This is a genomic window from Streptomyces sp. NBC_01471, assembly GCF_041438865.1.
Taxonomy (GTDB): Bacteria; Actinomycetota; Actinomycetes; order Streptomycetales; family Streptomycetaceae; genus Streptomyces.
This window is the reverse complement of the sequence record NZ_CP109450.1, coordinates 5,881,335-5,900,301: the sequence shown is the minus strand read 5'-3', so window position 1 is coordinate 5,900,301 and position 18,967 is coordinate 5,881,335. Positions and strand designations below refer to the sequence as shown.

Sequence of the window (18,967 nt, the reverse complement as noted above, 5' to 3'; positions counted from 1 at the left end):
ATGCCCCCTGTGCCCAAACCCCGTCCGGTTCGCGGCGCCCTGCTCCCCCTCATCGGGACGATCCCGTTCATCGGGATCCTCGGCGGAATCTGGTTCGCCGACCGAGTCACGCCCTACGTCCTCGGAATGCCGTTCATCCTGTTCTGGATCGTCCTGTGGGTGGCCCTGATCTCGGTGACCATGGCCGTGGTCTACAGGCTCGACCCCCGCAACCGGGAGGAGCACTCGGCATGACCGCACTCGTCGTCATCCTCGGCTTCCTCCTCGTCGCGATCTGCCTCGGCCTGCAGGCACGCCGCGGCAGGGACATGGACCTCGAAGAATGGTCCGTCGGCGGCCGCAGCTTCGGAACGACCTTCGTCTTCCTGCTGCTCGCGGGCGAGATCTACACCACCTTCACTTTCCTCGGCGCCTCCGGCTGGGCGTACGGGAAGGGCGGCCCCGCCCTCTACATCCTGTGCTACGGCGCACTGGCCTACGTGATGTCGTACTGGCTGCTGCCGGCGATCTGGCGTTACGCCAAGGAGCACCGCCTCGTCTCCCAGTCCGACTTCTTCGCCAGGAAGTTCGACAGTCCCCTGCTCGGCGCGCTGGTCGCCCTGGTCGGAGTCGTGGCGATGGTGCCGTACCTCGTCCTCCAGCTGACCGGCATGGGCATCATCGTCTCCGAGGCCTCGTACGGTCACATCTCCAAGACCCTCGCGGTGATCATCGGTACGGTCGCCCTGACCGTGTACGTGACCATCTCCGGTATCCACGGCTCGGCCTGGACCGCGGTCCTCAAGGACATCCTGATCCTCTCCGTGGTCCTGTTCCTCGGCATCTACCTGCCGTGGCACTACTCCGGCGGGGTCGGCCACATGTTCCACACCATCGACACCGCGAAACCGGGCTTCCTGACGCTCCAGCACAGCGGCCTCAGTCCGTCCTGGTTCGTCTCGACGGTGCTGCTGTCCACGCTGGGCTTCTACATGTGGCCGCACTCGTTCAGCGCCTCCTACAGCGCCCAGAACGAGCGGGTGTTCCGCCGGAACGCCATCTTCATGCCGCTCTACCAACTCGTCCTGCTCTTCGTCTTCCTGGCCGGATTCGCCGCGCTGATCACCGTTCCCGGGCTGAAGGGCGCCGACGCCGACCTGTCGCTGCTGCGGATCTCGGTCAAGTCGTTCGACCCGTGGTTCGTGGGCGTCATCGGCGGCGCCGGTGTGCTCACGGCGCTGGTCCCCGGCTCGCTGCTCCTGCTGACCTCGGCGACCTGCCTGGCCAAGAACGTCTACAAGCTCGCCCGCCCGGCGACGACGGAGCAGTCGGTGGGCCGGCTCGCCAAGCTGCTGGTGCCCGTACTGGCACTGATCGCGCTGTTCTTCACCTTCAACGGCGGCAGCAGCATCGTGAACCTGATGCTCATGGGCTACTCGCTGGTGACCCAGCTCTTCCCTGCGCTGCTGGTCAGCCTGGCACCGCGCAAGATGGTCAGCAAACAGGGCGCGGCTGCGGGCATCGTCGTGGGCGTCCTGATCGTCGGCGCGGTGACCGTCACCGGCGCGACCGTCGGCAGCCTGCTGCCGGAGCTGCCGCAGGCCGTCAAGGACCTCAACGTCGGGGTCGTCGCCCTCGCGGTCAACACCCTGGTGATGTTCGCGGTCTCGGCGGTCACGCGCACGGCGGCGAGCGGAGCCACCGCGGAGACGGCCCCGGAGGACGGGCTGACAGCGGCCCACTGACCGCGCCCACATCCCTGCGCACCCGCGTGCGCGCCGGGAGGCCGGGGGCGTTCACCTGCTGAATGCACTGCGCGCCGGGCGGCCGGGACGTTCACCGTCCTCGGCCGCCCGGCTGTTGTGCCCGCAGAACGCGCGCTCCCCTCCCGGCCCTCAGACCGCGGCACGACCGCCGATCGACGCGAGAGCCGTCTCCACCGTCGCACCGAGCACCTCGGCGGAAGCTCCGGCACGGAGCGGGGCTTCACCTCGTACGCGAACAGAGCCATCAGGTCGGCGGCGGCCGGTTGAGGATCAACCCTCACCGGTCGCGGCGTGCCACGCCGCGGTCCGGCACACCCCCTCGTCGCACTCCTCTGCGGGCACCTCCCCCGAAGCTCGGAAACCGGACAACTTACCGCAGAGGCGAGGGTACGGTCGTGCGGTGGGCGCGACCTGGTATCACCTGGCCAACTACAGCCGGTGCAAGGCAAGTAGGAGAACATGATGGCTGTTGACGACGGCGAGTTCCGCAAGAAGATCCGGTCCGACATACCGCATTCCGCGCGGGTGTGGAATGCATGGCTCGGCGGGAAGGACAACTACCGGGTGGACCGCGAGCTGGCCGACGCGGTGACCGCCGCCTACCCGCAGATGGCCGGTATCGCGCGGGCTTCGCGTGGCTTCCAGGCTCGGGCGGTCCGCCACCTGACCTCCCTGGGCGTGCACCAGTTCCTGGACGTGGGAACGGGACTGCCGGTGGAGAACAGCACCCACGAGGTCGCTCAGTCCCTCGCACCGCAGGCCCGGATCGTCTACGTGGACAACGACCCCATCGTCCTGGTCCACGCCGCGGCGCTGCTGGTCGGCAGTCCCGAGGGCACGACGGACTACGTGGAGGCGGATCTGTCCGACCCGGATGCCGTGGTCGACGCGGCGGCGAAGACGCTGGACCTCTCCCAGCCGGTGGCCGTGCTCCTGCTGTCGACCCTGGGACACCTGACCCCGGCCGACGGGATCAAGGTGGTTCAGCGGTACCTGGCCCGCATGCCGTCTGGGAGCTATCTGGTGCTCTGCGACACCGTCAAGACACCGGAGACGCTGGCGGCGCAGGAGGCATACGACTCGGGCGACAACCCTCCCTATCTCGTACGGGAGCCGGAGGAGATCACACGCTGCGCCGAGGGCCTGGAACTGATCGAACCGGGCTTCGTGTCCATCGCGTTCTGGCGCCCGACGGAAGAGAACCCCACAGCCGTCGACCAGTGGGGACTGGTCGCCCGTAAGCCCTGATCGGGACGGGTGAACAGCCCGAACAGTCAGCTGCTGTGGCCGCGCCGAGCGCGGCCACAGCTCCCGGCACAAGGGTGCCCCCCTCAGAGAGAACAAGCGCCGGCGCCCGCTTCGCTCAGGGCCTCCACCACCCTCCGGGAGCGGCCGACCCCGCTGCGGCCGGCTTCGCCGTGGCGGCGTACGGCTGGCCCGTACCCGGGGAGGCCCGTACGCCGAGGAGGTCTCCTCTCCTCCACCTCGTCCGCGCCACTGACCACTTCGCCGACACCATCCCGGCCCCCGACCGGCACCCGCCGCCGCCCGTGGGAGGGCAGGCCCACGTCGTTCGGCTGGAATACGGGCGCGGCGCGACTGCGGGAACCCGCTCGACCTGTATCCATGACAGCAGCCTGGATCGCAGGTGGCACCCGAGCCCGGTGCCCGCAGCTCCAGGAGAGGCAGGGCCCTGGGTAACCGCCGCGATCGGCAGCACAGTGACGTGCGTCAGCAGGGCATACCCCGCACCACCGCCTCGGGGAGCATGTCGCACGAGCTACGACAACCTCGCAGGCGCCGGGCGGTGGCCTCCCCCATGCCACTGGCGGCTCCGGTAAGAGCTCAGAACGGCCTACAGCCCTGCCGACGCCGTGTCTGTGCTCCCTCGAACAGCACCGCGACCGACAGCGCAAGGAACGCGAGGCGGCGGGGACGGGCTGGAAGGACAGCGGCTACGTCTTCACCCGCCTCGACGGCGCCCCGATCGAAGGGTCCACCCTCACCCGGCACTTCAACATCCTGCTCCGCCGGGCCAGACTCCGCCGCATCCGGTTCCACGACCTCCGCCACTCGGCGGCCACCCTCCTCCTGGAGCAAGGAGTGGAAGTCGTCGTCATCAAGGAGCTGTTGGGTCACGCCCACATAGGCGTCACCGCCACCGTCTACGCCCACGTCCGACTCCGCCTCCAGCGCGACGCCATCGACCTCCTCGGCCACGCGCTCCGCAACCCCAGCGAGATCACCAGCGGGCCCGACGACGGCGACGAACCACCCCTCGCCGGGGCCCTCGTCCGCTGACGTTGCCGTCAACTACTGCCGTCAGACACCCCAGAGGCCCCACCGGAACATCATTCCGGTGGGGCCTCTGGATTCATCGCCGGCCGTTATCAACGGGGAATTCCCCCGCTGGGCGGCCACGCTTGGCGTCAGAGATCAGCTTTCCATTTGGAGAGACGGAAAGATCGCCGACTCGACCTGCAAACCGCTCCGCCAATGGTTGACCATTGATGGATCTCGCTATTTCTTCGATACCATCGAAATCCCGCCGCTCGCAAGGGAGAATATCCGCGCAAATGCCTCCCGAGCTTCCGGGTCTCGATCAAGCCGCTCCAACGATTCGAACCTTTCCGGATCAAGATCGATCGTGGCAATTCCGCCAGCTTCCTTGCCATCCGCGGCCGAGAACAACACGAGACACCGGTATGCCCACACAGCCCCCCCTCGCTCCTCGCGCATCAGCGACTGGAGGACGACGGCGCGATCCCTGACCTGGCTACGGAGCGCATCTACTGAGGACCATCGAGTCGCCCAGCCTCGCCTCTCCGCCTCCAACTGGATCGCGAGCAGCGTACCGAAGCTGATCTGACACACGCGAAAGTCGGGGTCAGTCGAATGAATCAGAGGCATCAAGCACTACTCCGGGTCGTAGACGTCAACTCGTATTGGCGTATCCGGGTCAATTCGCCCGTCCCTGACCCTCGTTTGGAGTTCATCCCAACGGTGATGACCCCCAAGGATCGTGCCGTCGCGCGAGACGAGGAGTCCGTCCCCTTTACCAGGATTGTTGATCCCATCCAGAAGTTCCTCATTGCTCAGTTCCTCGTGATACCACTGCGACGCTGGATCCCGGGTCTTCTGCCCCTCGGTGTATTTACCGATATCACCAGCCTTCTCGGTTCGCGTCGAGATTCCGCACGGCCCGGAATTGTGGACGAGTACTGGCGTGGCCCCCGCCAGCACATAGTACGTGTGCAGCTCGTCCACAGTCAGGTTGTACGTGCGAGCGTGCTTCGTAAACGCCTTGTTTGCCGTGACGATGACTGTCGAGCCGTCATCGCTCAGCAGCGTCATGCCGGGAGCGAGGTCTCCGGCTTCCACCCACGCGTGTTCCGAAGGAGACCAGAACGGGTGCTCGTCCGTAGCCGTGACCGAGGTGATGCCATCTTTTGCGGCGATGGAGATCTTGTTGAAGAACTTGTCGCCGTTGGTTCTGATGAGGCGCGTCACCTTGCGGGCGCGAGTCTTCCCGGTCACCGGGTCGGTTGCCCGGACCTTGTCGCCTACCTTTACGTCCTCAATGTCCTGGGTCGAACCGTCAGCCATGAGGACGTCCGTGCCGGCCAAGAAGCATTTGCAGTGTTTCGCGACTTCCGCGACCCTGCCCGCCTTCTCGAGCTTGGCCACCTTCGCGATCTTCCCGACGGGGAGATCAGCTAGCAACCAGCCGCATTCCGCAGTGATCTCATCGGCGCACTTCGAGGCCAGCTTGGTGTCGAATACCAGGAAATCGAAAGTGTCTCTCAATATCCTAAGATAACGGTTCCCGCGTTCGGGCAGCTTTCCGTAATAGATCTCCCCCGACTCACTGACCGTCAAAAACTGCTTGGCCACGACCTTTCCATTTACGTAGTGGTTATTGGTGTATTCAGTGCTTCCATCGTTCCGGGATTTCTGATGTGTCGTGGTCAGTTCCTGAGTCCACACTCCGGAATCATTGACCTTGAAGTGTTCCCTTGTGCCGTCCGGGCAGATTCCGGCAGGCCCGCACATGCCAGTGGGCTTCAATCCATCGGGATCGCTCTTCGTGACCGGGTTGTTGTTGCCGTAGGTGTAGCCGTTCATCTGCTGCGGATCGGTCAGATCCATGACCGGGTCGACGGAGAGGAAACGGCCGGTGGCGGGGTCGTACTCGCGGGCACCCAGGTGCTGGAGGCCGGTCGTGCCGCTGTCGTCGGTGCCTCCGACGAATCCCTTCGATCCCGGCCAGTCCGCGGGCGCGCTGCCCCGAGCACCACCGAAGGGGCTGGTGCGGCGTTGCTGGATGGCAAGGTTCGTGGCGTCGACGGCGAGCAGGCCGGTGCCCTGGTGGTCCGGGATGGTGTAGGAGAAGGTGCGGTCGTCGTCCTGGACGGCTGTGTTGCCGCCGCCGAGGTCGGTGTAGCGAGTGGCTCTGGGCTTGTCGGCCCCCTTGGCCAGGGTGAGTTCGGTCCCGCCCAGGTACAGCGTGGTTCCGGTAGGTGCCCGGGCGATGAGCCGGTTTCCGTCCGGGTCGTACAGATACTGGGTGGTCTTGCCGCCCTCGGCCACGGATGCGAGATGACCCTCGGCGTCCCAGGTCAGGGTCTGACCAGGACGGGTCTTGGTGTTGCCGGCCTGGTCATAGGTGTACTTGTCCGTCGACGTGCCTGCAGGCCCGGACGTGGTCACGGCGCCGAGACTGTGCGCCTGCGATGTTCCGGCAGGCGGATAGCTGTACTCGTGACGGGTGTCCTTACCCACCCGGTGGGCCGGATCGTGATCCGTCTCGGCGGTCCGGTTGCCGGTCAGGTCATAGCTGTAGCTCTGCCAGTACGGGGCGGCTCCCCCGATCGCCGCAGCGCCCGGAGTGGCGCTGCAAGCAGTTGACGCCTGGCTCCAGGCATCCGTGAGGCGCCCCAGGTAGTCGTAGCCGTAGCACTGGTTGTCCGCGCCGGTGCGGGAGGTGTCCGCGACAGAGGTGACGTTGCCGGCCTCGTCGTAGTGGTAGACCGCACTGCGGTCGATGCCCGGCTGCTCCATCCGCGAGACCACGGACGAGGCGAGGCGGCGGGTCCCCCATTCGTAGCCGTTCTTGATCTCGGTCGTCCGGGTGCCCCCGGACAGGCCGAGCGTCACGGTGTCAGACAGTCCGACGTGCGTGTAGGTGGTCTTCCCGGACATGCCGTCCGTCGTGACACCGGTCGGCCAGAGCGTCGTGTCGTCGTAGCTGTAGACAGTGGTTGCTCCCGGCAGAGCCCCCGCGGGCGAGGACGAGGTACCGGCCACCAGACCGGAGGGCTTGTAGAGGGTGCCGGACTGGTAAGTACCGGCCAGCGCCCCTTCCACCGCCGGAATGACGACCGCGGTCCGGTAGGGACGGCTCAGTGCGTCGTAGGCGGTCACCTTCGAGGTGTACGGCTGCCCGTCCTCGTAACGGGTCGATTCAGCCGGGAGCCCCTTTCCGCCAGGCACCGTGTCGTACGTCCACTTCGCCCGCAGAGTGCCTCCAGGGGTCCCCTCGTGCAACTCGGTCTTGCGGCCCTGGTTGTCGTAGCCGGTGTAGAGGAGAACGCCTCGGCTGTCCTTGGTGTGATCGACCTGCCCACGGTCGTCGTAGACGGTCTCGGTAGCCCCCTTGTCCGGATCTGCCGCCTTGGTCTGGCGGCCCATCTGGTCGTAGGCGTAGGTCCAGTTGTTACCAGCCGGGTCGGTGACCGATTTCAGGGACCCCCGTGCGTCATACGCGTAGCGCGTCGTGTCCGCGGCCGCACCGAGGGCGCGCTGATGCAGCGTCTGGAGTTGAGTGGTGTGCCCCCTCGCATCCGTCACGGTGGTGGTGGCGGTCCCGCCGGCCGGTGGTATGACCGTGGTGCGGTCACCGCCGTACACCGTCTTCGTGGTGTTGAGGACCGCCCCGCCGTCCCCGTTGCCGGCGATCTGCTTGCTCTGGACGGATCGTCCGAGCCCGTCGTAGTCGGTGCGGGTCTGCGACTCCACCGCGAGGGCGTCCTCGGGTTGGAAGATCTTCTTCGCCGGTCCACCGGTGGTGAAATACGGCGCGAACGTCTTGGTACTGAGGCCGCGTTCGTCGTAGAAGACGTCGCTGACGATGCTGCCGCCGTCCGGACCTGGATCCTGAGTCTGCCTTTCGCGCAGCAGGCCGTCGTAGAGGGTGTAGGCCGGGGCCGTCTGCCCGTCGTTGTTGTTGACCTTCCGTGTTCCTACGACCGTGGGCTGTCCGTCCGCGACCTGATAGGTGAACTGATAGCTCGGGACCCTGGTGGTGGCGCGCCCTGGTTCCCACACCTCGGTGGTCCGCCCCGCGGCGTCGTAACGCGTCTCCGCGGTGTTGCCGTTGGGATCCGTCTCCTTGATCACCTGGCCCCTGACCGGGTCCAGTTCCTGGACGGACGTGAGACTCGTGGTGCTGTCCCCGGCCTTCGCGGGCGGACTGGTGGTCCTGACCTGAGTGGCCCTGCCGGTTGCGGGGCTGTAGGCGGTCGTGGTGGTACGGCCGTCGCCCCGTGCGGTACGCACGGGGGCTGATGCCCCGTCTACGGTGACATCGGCTGTCAGGTCGTTCACTGCCAGCGGGCGGCCGTAGGCGTCGTAGGTCGTGCCTGTCTCCAGGTACGTGGCCTTGGTCCCGGTGTGGCTCTTGAGCCCGGCGGTCCCCGTGGGATCGCCCTTGACGGGCTCGGCGCCGTAGGCGCCGCCGTCGTAGGCCGTACGGACGTCGGAGATGACGTCCTTGGTGCGGTCGGGTGTCTGGGTGCAGGCTTTCGCGACGGTTTCGATGCGGCCGACAGTGTCGAGGATGTTCGCTGTCGCGTTGGTGGCGTAAGTGGTTCGGCTGCACTGGTCGTCGTCGGGCGTAGACGTGTCGCCGAGGTCGTTCACCTCGGTGACGCGGCCGGCCACGGTGTCCTGTGTGGTCTCGGTGTTCGTCGTCCGCCATTTGACGCCTGCGCCATCATCGAGGCTGGTCCAGGTACGTGCCTCGGCGGTGCCGATGAAGTCGGCCGTGACCGTGCCCCAGGCACGGACCTTCTTGGCTGTCTCGTGGTGCCAGGGGCGGCTCACGGACTTGGTGAGGATCTTCCCGTCGGGCTTGTCGTACGTGGCGGACTTGTAGGCGAAGCCGGCGAGTGCCTCATGGTCGGTGATCGGGTCACCCTCGCCTGTGCCCAGAGCTACGCTCACCGGCTTGGTGCCACCGCTCTTGTCCTTGCGATCTCCGTCCATGCCACGCAGGAAGAAGCTGTCCTGCTGCGACTTCATGGAATCGAGGCCACCGCTCCTGACGTGGACCTGTCCGTAGCCGCGCCACTGCGACCAGGTGCGGTACTTCTCCTTGGTGAGACCGTCGTCATCCGCGTAGTGCCAGGCCGCAGGACCCTCGTACGCGTAGCGGGTGATCTGGTCGGGTGCGCCGCCGGTGCGGTCCGAGACCGTCACGGCCGTGGTCACGTACTTGTTGAACCACTGCACGTCCGGTGCGTCAGCGGTCTGTTCCTGGTCCAGGACCTGTGGGAAGCAGCGTGTGGTGTTGCTCTCCGGTGCGGGCAGAGTCTTCCAGTCGCACACGGGATCGGAGTACTCGACGTCGGTCCTGCTCCCCGTCTCCCCGTCGACGCTGGTGAGCCGGTCCTTGATGAAGGGTGCGTAGCCGTCGCCGGTCTTGTCCAGCCGGTTGGCCAACTGGCCGTAAGCGAAGGAGGTCTTGGGCAGGGTGACCGCGGGCGAGGCGGACTGCCCCGTGTGCTGCACGCTCTCCAGCAGCAGCTGGTAGTCCGTGTCGGCCATGCCCCAGCGGTGACTGAACGCCCAGGAGTCGCTCCTGTCATAGCCGCCGGCTGTGTTCAGCACCTGCGTCGTGATCCCCGTCAGGCGCTTGCGGGTCCAGAACGTCGGTGCGAGGCGCCCCTTGTCGCACGTGGCCCCGGAGTCGCAGTTGAGGTCCCAGGGCGTGTCGTACCAGTAGAACGACTTGTCGTTGACCGTCGACGCCGCACAGGTGACGCCGGTCTCCGGCAGGCACCGTTCGGCGCTGGTGAACACCGCCTGCGCCATCGGCTTGTCGGCGAACATCCGGTTCGACTTCAGGCCGTAGTCGATGCGCGTCAGGTAACCGCCGCGCGTGTAGGAGGTGTCGTCGTCCTCCTTGAGATTGCGACCGTAGGAGTTGGACTCCTTCTCGTAGTGGTAAGCCATGGCATTGCCATGGGTATCCACCACGTAGTCCAGGTTCCAGCGCCATGCCTGCTGGCACCAGGACGAGGCGAAGTCGTCCTGGTGGCACTTCTCACCGGCGTTGTTGCCGAAGACGGGCACGTTGAACGTCGAGTTGGTCTCGTCCTTGCCGGCGGCCCAGCCGGGCAGGCGGTTGTATCCGAAGTAGTAGCGCACGCCGCTGGGGTCGGTCAGCCTCCAGTACTCACCGTCGGCGTCGCCGTTGCCCCGCGCCGTCGAGTACAACCGGTCGATGCGCGTTCCGTCGTCCTGCTTGAGTTTGAACTCGTCCTTGCTCACGGGGACGAGTTCGCCGCCCTTCCCGTTGAAGCTGAGGAAGGCGTTGTCGTAGGCCCAGCACAGGTCACCGGGTTTGCTGCCGTCCGCGTTCTTCACTCCGTCGTCGGAACACGGCTTGTAGCGGCGCTCGATGGAACCTGTCCCGAGATCGAACCCGTCCCCGACCCAGGCACCCTGGTTGTTGGTGTTGGTGGTACGGCCGTCGATGGCCCCGGAGGAGTAGGAGAGTTTCAGATCGGGCTGGAGGTCACCGGGGGTGTCGGGCACGGTGATGTCGTAGGACCAGTTGAAATCACCGGAGTTCAGGCTGGTGGACCAGGAACCCGAGTCCGACAAGGAGGTGGCTTTGTAATCTCCCTTGTCCCCCGCCGGCGCGGCGGCGGCCGCGAGGACCGTCGGCCCGCCGCTTCGAAGAGTCATCGCCGGGACGGTGAGCGTGTGTGCCGTCGTGTCGTTGTCGGCCGCGAGCGGGGTCGCGGTACGGCAAGACCGCTTTTCCGGACTGGTGAGGAGGCACGCCGGGTAGCGCACGAACCGAAGCCGGGAGGAGTAGGCACCGCCGTACGCGCCGGAGAACGTGTCGTAGTCCACCGAGACGGATACAGGTCCCTCGCCGACGCCGCCCTTGTCCATGGGCGTCAGCGCGAACACGAGTCCTTCGACGCCCGCCTTCCGCGCCTGGCCCCGGCTGAGGACCCGGGCGTTCACCCGCCCAGGAGCCCCGGGAGAGGCACTGCCCGTCTGCTTCCCCGCGAGGCGACCTTTCGCCCCGTGCGGAGCCACCGGAGCGACCTTGATCAGGCCGCCGTCGGCACTGTTCGGCGGCTTGGAACCGGCGCCGCGCCCTGTCGTGGGAGCGAGGATCTTCGTGGTGGCGCCTGGCCACGAATGACGCGGGACTCCTGCGGGGGTTCGTGGCCCCTTGGTGACCGCGCGCGGCTCAGCTTCGCTGCCCCTCGTGCCCTTGACCGGGCTGTCCGAGGACACCCGAGCCTTGGCCGATTCCACCGCTGCCACTTCCTCGGTCAGGGCGGTGGCCTGCAGGAGGCCTGCCGCCAGGGCGCCACACAACACGAGGGATATCCGCTGCCGCGAAGCGCGGAAGAACCGGGGTGTTCGCTTTCTCATATGGGTGGGTCTCTCAACTGCCGGGCGCACAGACGGCGCGGGAGGGCGGGAGTCAGAAGTACGGCTGCCGGTCGCTGGACCGCTCTGCCGGGCGATCAGTCGATGGGAGGAACCTCGGTGGGAACGCCGAACCAGGAGGCGGCCAGATACTCGACCTGACTGTCACTCAGCGCTCCCTGGAAGGCCCACACGTCGTCGATGGTTCCGGGGAAGAACCGGGCACTCTTGCCCGCTGTGACGGCGGCCCCGACCTGGAAGCCCTTGGTCGCCTTGTGCGTCAGGACGTTCTCGCCCCACGCGATCAGGTCTGCGCAGCCGGACGTGTCGGACGTACCGTCGCCGTCGTCATCGGCACAGGCCACTTCCTGGAGTACGCCATTGACGAAGAGGCGGGCCTCCTTGGCAAAGCCGTCGTAGACAACTGCCAGGTGGTTCCAGGAGGTCACGTCATCAAAGGAGGTCGACGAGACCCTCGACACTCCGGCGTCCGAACTGTCCTTGTCCGAGAGGGTCATCTCCCAGCTCCCCTGGCTCCCGGGGTTTTTCGCGTCCGGCACGTAGTGGACGTCCAGGGCGCTGTGGCTCGCGCTTTCGGCACTCAGAGCGGTGACTTCCTTCGACGGTTGCGCCGCTGCCCGCACCCAGGCCGTGACTGTGAAACTCGTGCTGGTGTCCACAGGCATGGCGGCCGTGGATGCATAGGCGTCGGTTCCGTTCAGCTGAAGGCCGTGGTCGCCGACCCAGCCCGCACCGAGCCCCGCACCGCCCTTCAGCGCCATGGGCCGGTTCTCTTGGGAGGCATCCGGTGACGTGGCAGGTGTGGCCGTCGTGGCCTCCTCGAACTGCCAGCGCCCCTTCAGCAACGGGTGCTGCTTGAACATCTGCGCGACTTCCTCCGCCGAAACCGGGCGGTCGTACAGACGTACGTCATCGATCTGTCCGGGGAAGAAGGAGCGTGGCTTCCCCTCGAAGGACCCGGCTCCGATCTGCACAGGGCCACCCGCATACCAGGTCGTGGAGAGGCTGGTGCTGCCCGCCTGCGCACCGTTGACATACAGCGTGAGCTTGTCGGCGACGGTGTCGTGGACACCGACGAGGTGAACCCAGTCGCCACCGTGCGCAGTGACGCCGTCGGCCTGGATGGCTCTGACCGGAGTGGCATCGGATTCGTCTGCGGAGTACTGGTTGAAGGCCCACCGGTCATAGGCGGAGGAGTAGTAGAGCTCGAAACCCGCGGTGTGGGCTCCTGCCTGAGTGGCGACCATCGCCGCGTGATCGGGTTTCTTCTCGGGGAGCTTCACCCAGGCCGAGACAGCGAACCCGCGCTGGTTGTTGACGTGCGGCGAGACCGTGGTGGCGTAGTCGTCGGTCCCGTCAAGGGCCAACGACCGTCCGTTGACTCCGGGCTGACCGCTGCTGGCACCCCCCTTGAGGTCCATGGCATCCACGTCGGCGTGACCCGTGACATGGACAGCGTCGGCGGGCTCGTCCAGCGGGAAGATCGCACGGGCCTGACGGCCAGGTGTGGTGAGGGGTTCGTGGTGGTAGAGGTGAGCGACATCCGCCCCCGTCAACGGCTTGTCATAGATACGCAAGTCGTCGATGGTCCCCGGGAAGAAGGACTTGGGCGTCCCGTCGTAGGACCCGGCACCGATCTGCAGGCCGCGCCGGGCGTCCCAGGGGGTGTCATAGGTGGTGCTGCCGGCTGGTTGTCCCTGGACGTAGAGGATGAGCTGCCCGGTGCCGGTGCTGTAGGTACCGACGAGGTGTGTCCACTGCCCGGCCTTCGCTCCACCGGGCGCGGCCTGCATGGCCCGGGCGATGGGGGCGTCGAGGGTGTCGCTCTTGTACTGGTTGAACGCCCACCGGTCGTAGGTCTTCGAGTAGTACAGCTCGAATCCTGGGGAATGGTTGCCGGGCTGGGCGGCGATGACGGCAGCCGTCGCCGGCAGGGCCGACAGGTTCACCCAGGCAGAGACCGAGAATCCTGCGTCGGTGGCGACGACGGGTACGTCGGTGTCGGCGTAATCGTCGATTCCGTCGAAGGCAACGCCCGTCTTGGTCACACCAGGCGCGCCCGGAGCGGCACCGCCATGCAGAGTGGCCTCACGATCGGGGGTGCTGCCCCTGGCCTCGCTCGCGCCGGCCTGTTCGTCCAGCTGCCAGGTCGCACGCTCCGGCTGCCCGGCCCGGACCCTGAAGAGGTAGGTACGAATCTCACTGCCGTTGCCCGCGCTGTCGAATGCCTGCGCCGTGACAAAGTTCAGACCGGGCTTCGAGGGGAGCATCCTGACGGCCTGTGCCGCACCCTTTGACGTGCTGACCTTGTTCTTGGACGTCGGGTCCGTATTGATCCCGTACCAGTAGGAGGTCACATCCGTATCGGCCGCGGTCACGTCGAAGGTGCCGTACTTGCCGACGCCGTCGTACCAGGGGTCCTCCGCGTCATCGGGATCGAGCGCGGGGTAGTCGCCGGATACCAGCCCGGGCGCCTTCGGAACCTTCGTGTCGTAGTTGAAGTAGCAGGCTTCCGGGTCGCCGGTGGACGACCAGGGGGAGTACTGAGCCCCGTCCCATACACGTACCTGCCAACTGATCTTCTTGTTGGCCGGCAGCGAGGAGGGCAGCGCCACGGCGAACGCCGAGCCTGATTTCTTTGCCGGTGTACGAGCGGGAGTCCAGTGCGGGGAGTTGCCCTTGCCGTCCCCCGAGTCCCAGGAAACCTGGAACTGCACCGCGACCGAGTCCCCGTCCGGGTCGGTGATGTTGTTCGCGTAGATCTTCCCGAGGGTGCGCACGGGGGCTGCGAGAGCCGACTTCTTGCAGACGCCGCCGTACTCCATGGTCAGCTGCGAAGACCTCACCTGCGCGGGCGGACGGTTGAACTTGACGCGCAGATACGCCTTGTCGGAGAAGCGCTTCCAGCCCAGACCGTCCGATTCGCTGCCCGCCTTCAGGCCGAACGTCATGCTGGATTGCTTGCTGTTGGCCGCCGACTGCACGGCCGACCTGACGTCGAACTCGGCGTCCTTGGCCGCGCAGCCCGTATACCCGTAGGCGAAGCTGGCGGACTTGAGGTTCTTGATCCAGAACCCCGAGGCGTTCTGGGAGTTCCATGTCGTGGACGCGGAGATGCCCTTCGTCTGCCACAGCTCGACGGTGCGCTTGTCGCAGGAGGCCGACCAGGTGTTACGCACGACGAACTCTGCCGACAGGATCGACTTCCCCGCGAATTTGGAGACGGGGATCTGGTAGAAGAGCCGCTTCGTGTCATGGGGCTGGCAGTAGTTCCAGTCGCACAGCCCCAGACCGGCGTCCGAGTCACCGTTGAACTTCCACTGCGGTGACGACGCCCAGTACTTCGACGCCATGGTCCACGACGACGCACGCGGTGAGTACCACTGCGGATCGATGAAGACCGGGTATTGCGTGTCCTCGCCGCGCAGGAGGTCCTGATCCGGAGTCAGAACCAGTTCGTGGCCGTCGGCCGGTACCGCTACATCGACCGGTGCGAGCTTGCCCGACTCTCCAGCCCCGGGCTCGCCCTGCACACCAGCGCTTCCCACACGGGCGTTCTTCGCCTGGACGCCGGCGGGGCCGACGCTGGAGTCCCACATCTGCGGAGTCGGCGCCTCGAATACGGCGCTGCCCGCGCCACGGTCGACAGCTTCCAGGCCCCCCTGCTCGGTCTTCCGGACGTCCACACCGTCTGCCGCAAGCTTCAACCGAAGATTCGTCAGCTCCTCGCTCCGCGCCGCCTCCGCGCTCTTGACCACCAGGAGCTGAGTGAAGCCGTCTTGCTGTGCCTCCATCCTGAGGTCCACACCGGGAAGCACATCGTGGTAGGAGGCCGTGGCTCCCTCGATCTCCGGCTTCGGCAACGGTTGCGGCCAGGAGAGGGCCAGTTCACGACCGCTCTTCTCCATCCGTACCAAGGGCTGTTGCCCGCCCGCGGAGAACACGAGCTCTGACGCGGTGGCCTTTGTCTTCACACCGTCAGGCGTCAGCGTCAGGTTCGCGTCGACCGGCTTCCATTCGCCGCCGATGCGGGTACGGACAGGGCGCAGATACTCCCGCGCCTCCAGATTCCCGTCGGCCGTCGCATAGACATCGCTCGACTCGCCCCTCATCGAGGGGATTTCCACGGGTTCACCGGACTGCTCGGCCTCGGCCAGAGCCTGTTCCGCCGTGCGGTTCGCGGTGTCGGGCACCCCGGCCTCGGCAGCCGCAGCACTCGGCGCACCTGTGTTCATGGGGGCAGCGTGCGCATCCGGCGCGGCCAGGGGCAACAGGCCAACCGTGACAGCCGTCCCCAGCGCGGCCACCACCCATCGACGGCCCCTTGTGGCGTATGGCCTCCCCAGCGACGACACAACTTGGTCACCGCATCTGCCAGCTCTCCCCACAACCACCCCTACTTCACAGGAAACTCACAAACACGCAGAGTTAACGTGTCACCACACGTCAACGTCAAGGGGTGTCTCGGCAGTAAAGAACCCGATTCGCCCCGCGAACGGCGCATCTCGTCATGAAAAGGAATCAGCCAACTACGCGGCCGAAAGCGCGTACGGGCATGGGGTCACCGGGTGCACAGCTGCTGTCCGCCGGGTCCACCGACGGGGCATGCGGGAAATCGTCCGGAGGACGATGCGCGTGAGGGCTTCGGGGAGATGAAGTCCCACCCGATTCAGGCCGGCGCCCCCTTCAAGGGCACACCGGGCAAGTGGCGGCAGACGAGCCGGCCTGTACGCCGGGTTCTGTCGCCCGGAGACCTCGCGGTCGCCGGGGAGACGGCCATCCATCTACGACCGGCATTGCTGCCGGCCTCCTGCGGTCTACCCGCGGACTCGGGCGGGCAGCCCTCGAACGTCCGCGCAAGGCCGTCTCGCGACGGCCTCTCTTGACCTTGCTCCAAGTGGGGTTTACCTAGCCGCCTGAGTCACCTCAGGCGCTGGTGGTCTCTTACACCACCGTTTCACCCTTACCGGGGGCCTTGCGGACCCCGGCGGTCTGTTTTCTGTGGCACTGTCCCGCGGGTCACCCCGGGTGGCCGTTAGCCACCACCTTGCCCTGTGGAGCCCGGACGTTCCTCGGGAAGATCCGAGGATCTTCACGCGGCCGTCCGGCCGACTCGTCTGCCGTACCGGTCATGCTACCCGGCGAGCCGGGTCGTCCCGGCCGCCCGGGACGTCAGACGAAGTCGGCGGTCTCCAGCTCGAAGGAGAAGGGCTCCGGGAGGGCCAGGGCCTTACCGAACGGGATGGTGCAGCGCTGCCGGTAGTCGTCGCCCTCCGGATCGCTGAACAGCGTCACCGAGGACTCCTCGCGGTCGACAAGAAGGTAGAGAGGGATGGCGCCCCGGGCGTAACAGCGACGCTTGGCCTCCCGGTCGGCCTGCGGCTTGCTGGAGGTGACCTCGGCCACCAGGGCCACCCCGTCGCAGGGCATCCACGGTTCGGCGCCACGGAACAACCGCATCTCCGTGGGGGCGAAGGTGGCATCAGGGATGACGTGGTTCTTGGGACAGCCCCCGCCGCTCTTCAGCTTCAGGCCTTTGTTCCCGGAAAAGTCCATGTCTGTCCGCGAACGTCTGGACACCTGCTTCGCCACCAGATTGATGTAGTCCTCATGATCCCCGTCCGGCGGCGGCGTCACGACAATCTCCCCCTCGATCAGCTCGGCCCGGAAGCCCTCCGGCGTTTCCAGCGCCAGGAAGCCCTCCAGCAGGACTTCCGCCTGCGTGAGCGGTTCATGCGGCATGGCAGTCATGTCACGCCCCCTCCTCGGTCGCTCGCCAGACTGGGTCATGAGCGGGCTCCACCGTCCGTGAAATGGGAGATTTTCCCTCGATCGTGGCACACGTCGACACGAGCGGAGCGCTGTCGGGGGGTTCCTGGCCCGGAGGCGTCGGACATGACGGGCGGCGGGGCCGTCGCAAGGGCCCCCTTACCCTGGCAGTCGCTGTTGTCCGTACGTGAGGAGACCTGCCGTGCTCGTGCTCTTGCCGCCGTCCGAGGGAAAGGCCGCGAGCGGCTCCGGTGCCCCGTTGAAGCCGGAGTCGCTCTCGCTGCCCGGGCTGGCCGGTGCACGGGCCGCCGTGCTGGACGAGCTCGTCGAGCTGTGCGCGGCCGACGAGGAGAAGGCGCGCGAGGTCCTCGGGCTGAGCCAGGGGCTGCGCGGTGAGGTCGCCAAGAACGCCGGGCTGCGGACCGCGGCCGCCAGGCCCGCCGGGCAGATCTACACCGGGGTGCTGTACGACGCGCTCGACCTCGCCTCGATGGACGCGGCGGCGCGGCAGCGGGCCGAGGAGTCGCTGATGGTCTTCTCGGGGCTGTGGGGCGCGGTGCGGATCGGCGACCGGATCCCCTCGTACCGCTGCTCGATGGGCGTGAAGCTGCCGGGGCTCGGGGCGCTGGGCCCGTACTGGCGCGGGCCGATGGCCGAGGTCATGCCGGAGGCCGCGGGCGACGGTCTTGTGCTCGATCTCCGGTCCGCCGCGTACACCTCGGCGTGGAAGCCGAAGGGCGAGGTCGCCGACCGTACGGCTTCGGTGCGGGTGCTCCACGCGCCGACCCGGAAGGTCGTCAGCCACTTCAACAAGGCGACGAAGGGGCGGATCGTACGGGACCTGCTCCTCGCGGGCGCGGCTCCGGCCGGGCCCGACGAGCTGATCGAGACGCTGCGGGGACTGGGTTACGAGGTGGAGACCCCCGCTCCGGTGAAGCCGGGGAAGCCACGGGAGCTGGATGTGCTGGTGTCCGAGATCCACTGAGCGGGACACGGCGCGCGTTGCACGGTGCGCAACGCGCGTTGCGCATGGCGTGTGTGCCGGGGCAGGATGCCGGTATGACTTCCGTGCTTGACCTCGCCCCCGTCGTTCCTGTTGTCGTCATCGACGATGCCGCCGATGCCGTACCGCTGGCGCGGGCCCTGGTCTCGGGCGGGCTGCCCGCGATCGAGGTGACGCTGCGGACGCCCGCCGCGCTCGACGCCATCCGCGCCATCGCCGCCGAGGTGCCGGAGGCCGTGGTCGGCGCCGGCACGGTGATCTCCCCCGAGGGGGTCACGCAGGCAGTGGCCGCGGGGTCCCGGTTCCTGGTCAGCCCCGGCTGGTCGGACCGGCTGCTCGGGGCGATGACCGAATCCGGTGTTCCGTTCCTGCCGGGGGTCTCCACGACGTCCGAGGTCGTGGAGCTGCTGGAGCGCGGGATCACCGGGATGAAGTTCTTCCCCGCGGAGGCCGCGGGCGGCACGGCCTATCTCAAGTCGCTGGGCGGCCCCCTGCCGCAGGCCAGGTTCTGCCCCACGGGCGGTATCTCGCTGGCGTCGGCGCCCACGTATCTGGCGCTGCCCAACGTGGCGTGCGTGGGCGGTACGTGGATGCTGCCGGCCGACGCGGTGGCGGCGCGGGACTGGGACCGGGTGGAGCTGCTGGCCCGGGGCGCCGCGGCGCTGCGCGGCTGAACCGCCGGGGGCCGGCCCCGCACGGCCGGCCCCCGGCCCCGGCCCTCTCAGCTCTCAGCCGGCCCGCTCGGCCCTCT

At 67.2% G+C, this 18,967-nt stretch carries 8 protein-coding genes, 1 other RNA gene and 1 pseudogene; 6 read left to right on the top strand and 4 right to left on the bottom strand.

Translation table 11 applies throughout. From position 1 onward, the window contains the following. The 4 genes and pseudogenes from OG285_RS26410 to OG285_RS26395 all read left to right on the top strand — a co-directional run. Positions 1-234 (top strand): DUF3311 domain-containing protein, encoded by a 234-nt coding sequence (locus OG285_RS26410; RefSeq protein WP_371792428.1) that lies wholly within the window; start codon positions 1-3, stop codon positions 232-234. After that, complete coding sequence (locus OG285_RS26405; protein WP_371792427.1) at positions 231-1,724, top strand: sodium:solute symporter; 1,494 nt, start codon at positions 231-233, stop codon at positions 1,722-1,724. Before OG285_RS26410 ends, OG285_RS26405 begins: the two co-directional genes overlap by 4 nt. 483 nt (positions 1,725-2,207) lie before the next feature. Further along, positions 2,208-2,993 (top strand): SAM-dependent methyltransferase, encoded by a 786-nt coding sequence (locus OG285_RS26400; protein WP_371792426.1) that lies wholly within the window; start codon positions 2,208-2,210, stop codon positions 2,991-2,993. Positions 2,994-3,584: 591 nt separating this feature from the next. Next, a pseudogene (locus OG285_RS26395) lies at positions 3,585-4,046 on the top strand (tyrosine-type recombinase/integrase); the annotation flags it as partial. A 615-nt stretch (positions 4,047-4,661) separates the two neighbouring features. Here the strand turns inward: OG285_RS26395 and OG285_RS26390 are convergent. From OG285_RS26390 to OG285_RS26375, 4 genes are all read right to left on the bottom strand, one after another. Next, positions 4,662-11,426 (bottom strand): polymorphic toxin-type HINT domain-containing protein, encoded by a 6,765-nt coding sequence (locus OG285_RS26390; protein ID WP_371792425.1) that lies wholly within the window; start codon positions 11,424-11,426, stop codon positions 4,662-4,664. Between the two features lie 95 nt (positions 11,427-11,521). Next, entirely contained in the window at positions 11,522-15,679 is a 4,158-nt protein-coding gene (locus OG285_RS26385) for a LamG-like jellyroll fold domain-containing protein (RefSeq protein WP_371792424.1), read from the bottom strand. A gap of 477 nt (positions 15,680-16,156) precedes the next feature. Next, positions 16,157-16,560: RNase P RNA component class A (rnpB, locus tag OG285_RS26380), an RNA gene on the bottom strand. Positions 16,561-16,616: 56 nt separating this feature from the next. Then, entirely contained in the window at positions 16,617-17,186 is a 570-nt protein-coding gene (locus OG285_RS26375) for a Uma2 family endonuclease (RefSeq protein ID WP_371793625.1), read from the bottom strand. Positions 17,187-17,415: 229 nt separating this feature from the next. Between OG285_RS26375 and yaaA the strand changes: the two genes are divergently transcribed. Further along, complete coding sequence (gene yaaA, locus OG285_RS26370) at positions 17,416-18,198, top strand: peroxide stress protein YaaA (RefSeq protein ID WP_356825294.1); 783 nt, start codon at positions 17,416-17,418, stop codon at positions 18,196-18,198. 74 nt (positions 18,199-18,272) lie between these two features. Beyond that, positions 18,273-18,890, top strand: a complete 618-nt coding sequence (gene eda / locus OG285_RS26365; protein WP_371792423.1) for a bifunctional 4-hydroxy-2-oxoglutarate aldolase/2-dehydro-3-deoxy-phosphogluconate aldolase — start codon at positions 18,273-18,275, stop codon at positions 18,888-18,890. Positions 18,891-18,967 lie beyond the last annotated feature (77 nt).